The following is a 6,147-nucleotide window of genomic DNA, read 5'->3' on the forward strand; positions in this document are numbered from 1 at the left end:
TTTTCTCTCATTATACAAGAAAGACCCTATAGAATAGACTTTTTTTTAAGTGTCTATTCTATAGGGTACATTTTACAACACATTATCTCTTTTATTTCTGAACATACAAAGCGTTTCTCATAAATGATATTTTAAAAAATAGCAGAAATAACTTGCCTTTTCTGCTATTTTTTATTATGCTTAAATCACTCGTTTTTAATGATATTTTTAAAAATAGCAAAAGAATAGAGGTGATCAATTGTTATTAGAACATTGTGCAACTGTCTCGCAAGGAGTTTTTCTATCCAGAGTACAAACAATTTCATCACCTGAGGCAGAAAAGTTGTCTATATATACAATGAAAGAGATGAATGAAAGTCTGGGAGTTGAATATCATGGACGTATTGAAAAACTACAGGAAGTTCATGTATTAAAAGAGAAGGTCCGTGATTTACCTATTACAAGAGAAAATATGGTGTTAGTTAATTTGACTGGACATAGGGCTGTCTACGTACGTCCAGAGCATATTGGAAGGCTAGTTCCATCTAATTTTGCCATTATTGAACCAAAAGGGAATGTAAATACAACCTATTTGGAATGGTATCTAAATGAACACCCTTTTTGTAGAAAGCAGTTACGGATTGCTACACAGGGAACTACAGTAGCAGCACTTTCCATTCAGATGCTTAGATCCTTACAACTCAAATTGCCCACGATAGATCAACAAAAAGCTATTGGTAGCATGAATCAGATTCTTGATCGAAAGAAACGTTTAGTGAGCGAGAGGTTGCAATTAGAAGAACAATTGGTAAAGCACTTATCATTAAGCTATTTCCAGGAGGAAAACAAATGACATCAACTGAAAAACAACGCCAGCAACAAGCAGAATTACATAAAAAATTATGGAATATGGCAAACGACCTGCGTGGTCAAATGGAAGCATATGAATTTAAAAACTATATTCTTAGTTTAATTTTTTATCGTTATCTTTCTGAAAAAACAGAGACACGTGTATCGAAGTTATTAGAGGAAGATAATTTATCTTTTGAAGACGCATGGAAAGATAAAGAAATGCAAGAAGCATTAGCAGAAGAACTAATCCAACAAATTGGGTATGTAATTGAACCTAAGTATTTATTCTCTAACATGATTAAAGAGATTGGTAAGGGAGATCAGGGAATATTTGATACCGAAATGCTTCAAAAGGCTATTAATGCTGTAACAGAATCAACACTTGGTGCGGATAGTCAAGAGGATTTCCAAAACTTATTTGATGATATGGATTTAGCGTCTTCCAAACTGGGGCGTGATGTGAAATCACGTTCAAGACTTATTGCTAAAATTATGGTTAATATTAATGGTATTCCATTTCTTCATGATGATGTAGAAATCGATGTACTTGGTGATGCATATGAATATATGATTTCACAGTTTGCAGCAAGTGCGGGGAAAAAAGCAGGGGAATTCTATACACCACAGCAAGTATCAAAAATCTTAGCGAAAATCGTAACGGTTGGAAAAGCAGATTTGAAAAGCGTCTATGACCCAACTTGTGGTTCTGGGTCACTTCTTTTACGGGTTGGTAAAGAAGCAAATGTACGTAAATTTTATGGTCAGGAATTAACAGCAACTACTTATAATTTAGCACGTATGAATATGTTGCTCCATGATGTATCATACCAAAAATTTGATATCAAGAATGCCAATGCACTTACAGAACCATACCATACAGATTTGCGTTTTGAAGCTGTGGTTGCTAACCCTCCGTATAGTGCAAAATGGAGTGCTGATGTTAAGTTTATGGATGATGAGCGTTTTAGTGCATATGGTAAACTTGCACCAAAATCAAAAGCAGACTACGCTTTCATTCAACATATGATTCATCAATTAGATGATAATGGTACTATGGCTGTGGTTTTACCACATGGTGTCTTATTCCGTGGAGCGGCTGAGGGGATTATTCGTAAATATTTAATTGAAGAAAAAAATTATTTGGATGCCATAATTGGATTGCCAGCAAATATATTCTTTGGTACTGCTATTCCTACATGCATTCTTGTATATAAGAAATGTCGTGAAGCGAATGACAATATTCTATTTATAGATGCTTCCAACGATTATGAGAAAGGCAAAAATCAAAATCTACTACGGGATGAGGATGTAGAAAAAATTGCGAATGCTTATATTAAACGAGAAACAATTGATAAGTATTCGTATGTTGCAACTCTTGAGGAAATCAAAGCAAATGACTATAATTTAAACATTCCTCGTTACGTAGATACATTTGAAGAAGAAGAACAGATTAATATTCAAGCAGTACAAAAACGCCTCCATGAAATTGATCAAGAAATTGTCCAGATTGATAAAGAACTGGCAAAGTACTTTAAAGAGTTGGAGGTATAAAATGTTACCTAGCCGTAGATTCAAAGAATTCAAAGACAATCATTTGAAAAGTAAGCTATTTAAGATTAGTGATATATTGATTAAGGTGAAAAATCCAGTTTCGGTTAAAACGGATGAGCAATATAGGGAAATTGGCATTCGGTCTCACGGAAAAGGGATTTTTTATAAAGAACCTGTGTTAGGAAAAGAGTTAGGAAATAAGTCAGTATTTTGGTTGGAACCCAATTGTTTGATTTTAAATATTGTTTTTGCCTGGGAAGGGGCTGTTGCTTGTACAACTGAAATGGAAAAAGGATATATTGCATCACACCGTTTTCCGATGTACAAGCCTATTCCGGAACTAGTTAATATTAACTATATAATTTTATTTTTTAAGACAAATAAAGGGAAGTATTTATTAGGACTAGCATCTCCGGGGGGGGGCCGGAAGAAATAAAACTTTAGGTCAAAAAGAATTTGAACGTTTAGAAATAAATATACCTCCGCTTGAGGAACAACAAAAAGTTGCTACATTCTTTAGTTTATTCGATAGTCGAATTGAAAAACAGCAAGATAAAGTTGAAGCACTTCAACTTTATAAAAAAGAGATGGTGCGGAAAATCTTTAGTCTAGAGCTGCGATTTAAAGATGATGAAGGCAATAACTTTCCTGATTGGAAAGAATATAAATTGAGTGAAGTCTTAAATGAAAGAAAAGAAAAATGTAAAGATCGTTCGTTAGAAGTTCATTCAGTGGCTGTGAGGGCTGGTGTAGTGAATCAAATTGAACACTTGGGGAGAGTATTTGCTGCAAAAGATATTTCAAAGTACAAGGTTGTGAAATTAGGAGACATAATCTACACAAAAAGTCCAACTGGTGAATTTCCTTATGGAATTGTAAAGCAAAGTCAATTAAATAAGGATGTAATTGTTTCACCGTTATATGGTGTTTATGAGCCCTTGAATTATCATTTAGGCTATCTGTTACATTCATATTTTTCATTTCCGATAAACTTGAATAATTATTTGCATTCTATTGTGAACAAGGGTGCGAAAAATACAATTAACATCAATAATAAAACATTTGTTTCAAAATCATTATTCCTACCTAGTGCAACTGAAGAGCAACAGAAAATTTCTAATTTCTTCTTGAGAATCGATGAGAAAATTAAACGTGAAGAAGAAAAATTGGTGTTATTAAAAAAACAGAAACAAGGTTTATTGCAAGAGATGTTTATTTAAATAAAAAAACAATGGTCGAATGATCATTGTTTTTTCTATACATGTGGATGATGGTCAAGGAAATTAAATTTTAATGTAAAATATTCTGATTTGTTATAAAATAATTAAATGGAAGAAAAAAGGATATTTATTTCTTTTTGAAGTAATAAAATTTTAAAGGTGGTAAATATGGAGATTAATGTAGCTGAACATCCTATTAATAAATTAATAAATTAATAAATTTAACATCTGAACAATTGAAGGAATGCATAAATCAAAACAATTTACAAATATCTTTTTATGCTGTAAAAAAGCAAAAAAATGCAGATAATTATTACCATGCTCAGCAATTAGCATTAGCTGAAGAATTACGTTTATGGCTAATAAAACATATTGTTTCACAGTTGAAACTTTTTAGAGGAGAACACAATCAATTTTTAATTAGTGAATATAACTTTGAAATTCAAAAAAATGCTACTTTAGCAAAATTCCATGTGCAAAATGTCGAACCTTTAGTATCCAGATTTAATGACTTAAGCGAGTCCTTGAATCGTCAAGAATTATTAGATTGGAAGCAATCAAATTTTCAATATATTAAGGTTTTATTTGAAGAAGAGGTATTTTATTTTGCTTTTTATCGAGCACCTAAAAAAGCTAGTCAAAAGAAAAAATTTGCTATTTTCAGTTCTAATGAATGGAATATTAAGGAAAGTCCTGATTTAGAATTAGGAGGGGCTATTGACTTTTTTGTTGTTGGGGAAAAGATCTATATTAATAATTTAAGACACTTTGAATATACTTTTGATTATAGTGATCATATTAATATCCAAAGGGATGAAAACCTTAACACTATTACTTCTTTAGGGTTATTCCAAGGTGTAGATTCTAATAAAGAACAATTTATGAATCAATGCAAGAAGTATATTTATTCAAGATCTTTAGCGCAGATATCCCCAATTACTCTTGCGGCATTAGAAGAAAATTTTGAAGATAGATGTGAAGATTTAAAGCAAATAAAACAAAAATTTGATGATTTGAGTGAGGAATCGGAAAAACAAGCGATGCAAGAACAGTTTAAAGAGATATGGCCATTGTATGATTTCATTGATTTGAATAATCAAAAGATAGTTTATAATGAGGAACAAAAACCGACAACATTAATCCATTTCTTTGCAGATAAGATTGTACGTTCATTCTTAACAGATGAATTTAAGGTTGCTCTTGCTTACGAATAAATTGTTGATTATAGATTAGGAGGATGTGCCATATGTGGTCAAAAAAAGAACAATTTCTCCTATGGATACTAGCTTATTTACCTTTAATTGGAATGTTTTTGTTGAAATTTGCATTAGAAAATAAGTATATCCCAAATTCTTTACACAAGGTATGGGGAAAACTCCCTAATACTTCAGGGACGATTACAGAATTAACCTATGCAATTATTATAGTAGTTTTTGGTTCGAGTTTAGGGATTATAATAATGAGAATAGGTTTGAAAAAAGTGAAAAATTCAACTAGTAGTCCTAGTGAAGTATATATAAAAAGTTATGCTAAACCGAGGGCAGAGCATTATTCATTCTTTTTAATAACAATGCTCCTACCTCTTTTTTCTCTAGATGTAAAGTCGGTTACTAACTTATCGGGTGGCTTATTAATATTAGCAATTATCATTCTTATTTATGTGAAAACAGATTCAATTAGTACAAACCCTTTATTTTTTGTTACAGGTAGGACAGTGTTTGAAGCTGAAATTACCAACACTTCTGGTAGTAACAGTAAAAGGAAAGTCTTTTTAATATCTGAAGAACAATTTTTAGATTTAAATGGTAAGTTTTTATTACAACATCTTGTAGGTAATGTTTATTATGTTATTTCTAGCAGGTGAGCTTTGGACTATTGTTGTTTCTATTAGTTTAAGTTACATATGTAAAGCCGGTTATAAATTAATAAAAAAGTTTATATTTAATGCAGAGGATCTTTCGATACAAAGAAAGATCCTTTTTTTGTTGCGGTTTTGTGGGAATATAGTAGGTACTAATAAATTTGAATTCCAAATAGAAATTTTCATAATTTAAAGAGTCTTGTTCATTTATAGAGAGGAGAGTATTGCACTTAAAAGTAGTGTTTAATCTTGCGGGAAATTGATTACAATAGTAAGACTATTTCTATTAATGTGGTGATTAATAAAATGCTGAAATTCCCCAATGATAACCTTAGTGTGCTATATAATGTTAAACCCAAAGCAGTTGGTAAAGAAATGTGTGAGAGCATAACAAGTTATATTATTAGGTTAGCTAGAGAACATAATGTTTTAGTCGGAACATTAATTAAGAAAGTAGTAGCCCCTATGTTAAATAATAAATACATATTAAATAGTAGTATTTATGGAGGGAATCGCTTTTATGACGGAGCAAAAAGTTTAAATAGCTTTGATAAAAATGCATTAGAATTTACTCGTGTTTTAGGCTTATTAACAAAAAGAACTGATATTGTCAACAACGATTCAAATTTCCCCAATTTCAACGAAATGAAATTCCCCATTATGAACGGCTAAATCGTTGTTTGG

General features: G+C 31.3%; 7 protein-coding genes. All 7 read left to right on the forward strand.

Going from position 1 to position 6,147, the window contains the following annotated elements; all coding sequences use genetic code 11:
* Positions 1 to 238: 238 nt before the first annotated feature.
* Positions 239 to 832, forward strand: a complete 594-nt coding sequence (locus tag PDQ33_RS27900) for a restriction endonuclease subunit S (RefSeq protein WP_061536023.1) — start codon at positions 239 to 241, stop codon at positions 830 to 832.
* Positions 829 to 2,382, forward strand: a complete 1,554-nt coding sequence (locus PDQ33_RS27905) for a type I restriction-modification system subunit M (RefSeq protein WP_270394041.1) — start codon at positions 829 to 831, stop codon at positions 2,380 to 2,382. Before PDQ33_RS27900 ends, PDQ33_RS27905 begins: the two co-directional genes overlap by 4 nt.
* Position 2,383: 1 nt before the next feature.
* A complete protein-coding gene (locus PDQ33_RS27910; protein ID WP_270757043.1) occupies positions 2,384 to 2,818 on the forward strand; it encodes a hypothetical protein in 435 nt (144 codons plus the stop codon).
* 154 nt (positions 2,819 to 2,972) lie between these two features.
* Entirely contained in the window at positions 2,973 to 3,602 is a 630-nt protein-coding gene (locus PDQ33_RS27915; RefSeq protein ID WP_270757042.1) for a restriction endonuclease subunit S, read from the forward strand.
* 236 nt (positions 3,603 to 3,838) lie between these two features.
* Positions 3,839 to 4,816 (forward strand): Kiwa anti-phage protein KwaB-like domain-containing protein, encoded by a 978-nt coding sequence (locus PDQ33_RS27920; RefSeq protein WP_270757040.1) that lies wholly within the window; start codon positions 3,839 to 3,841, stop codon positions 4,814 to 4,816.
* A gap of 32 nt (positions 4,817 to 4,848) precedes the next feature.
* Positions 4,849 to 5,466 (forward strand): hypothetical protein, encoded by a 618-nt coding sequence (locus PDQ33_RS27925; RefSeq protein WP_061536027.1) that lies wholly within the window; start codon positions 4,849 to 4,851, stop codon positions 5,464 to 5,466.
* A 246-nt stretch (positions 5,467 to 5,712) separates the two neighbouring features.
* A complete protein-coding gene (locus PDQ33_RS27930) occupies positions 5,713 to 6,135 on the forward strand; it encodes a hypothetical protein (RefSeq protein WP_270757039.1) in 423 nt (140 codons plus the stop codon).
* The last annotated feature ends 12 nt before the right edge of the window (positions 6,136 to 6,147 follow it).

Origin of the sequence: Bacillus cereus group sp. Bc031 (assembly GCF_027716265.1) — a bacterium.
GTDB lineage: Bacteria > Bacillota > Bacilli > Bacillales > Bacillaceae_G > Bacillus_A > Bacillus_A paranthracis.

What these genes read in the sequence shown, in the direction of transcription:
- PDQ33_RS27905 (WP_270394041.1), top strand. Translation starts at nt 829, where the DNA reads ATGACATCAACTGAAAAACAACGCCAGCAACAAGCAGAATTACATAAA.
- PDQ33_RS27910 (WP_270757043.1), top strand. Translation starts at nt 2,384, where the DNA reads ATGTTACCTAGCCGTAGATTCAAAGAATTCAAAGACAATCATTTGAAA.
- PDQ33_RS27925 (WP_061536027.1), top strand. Translation starts at nt 4,849, where the DNA reads ATGTGGTCAAAAAAAGAACAATTTCTCCTATGGATACTAGCTTATTTA.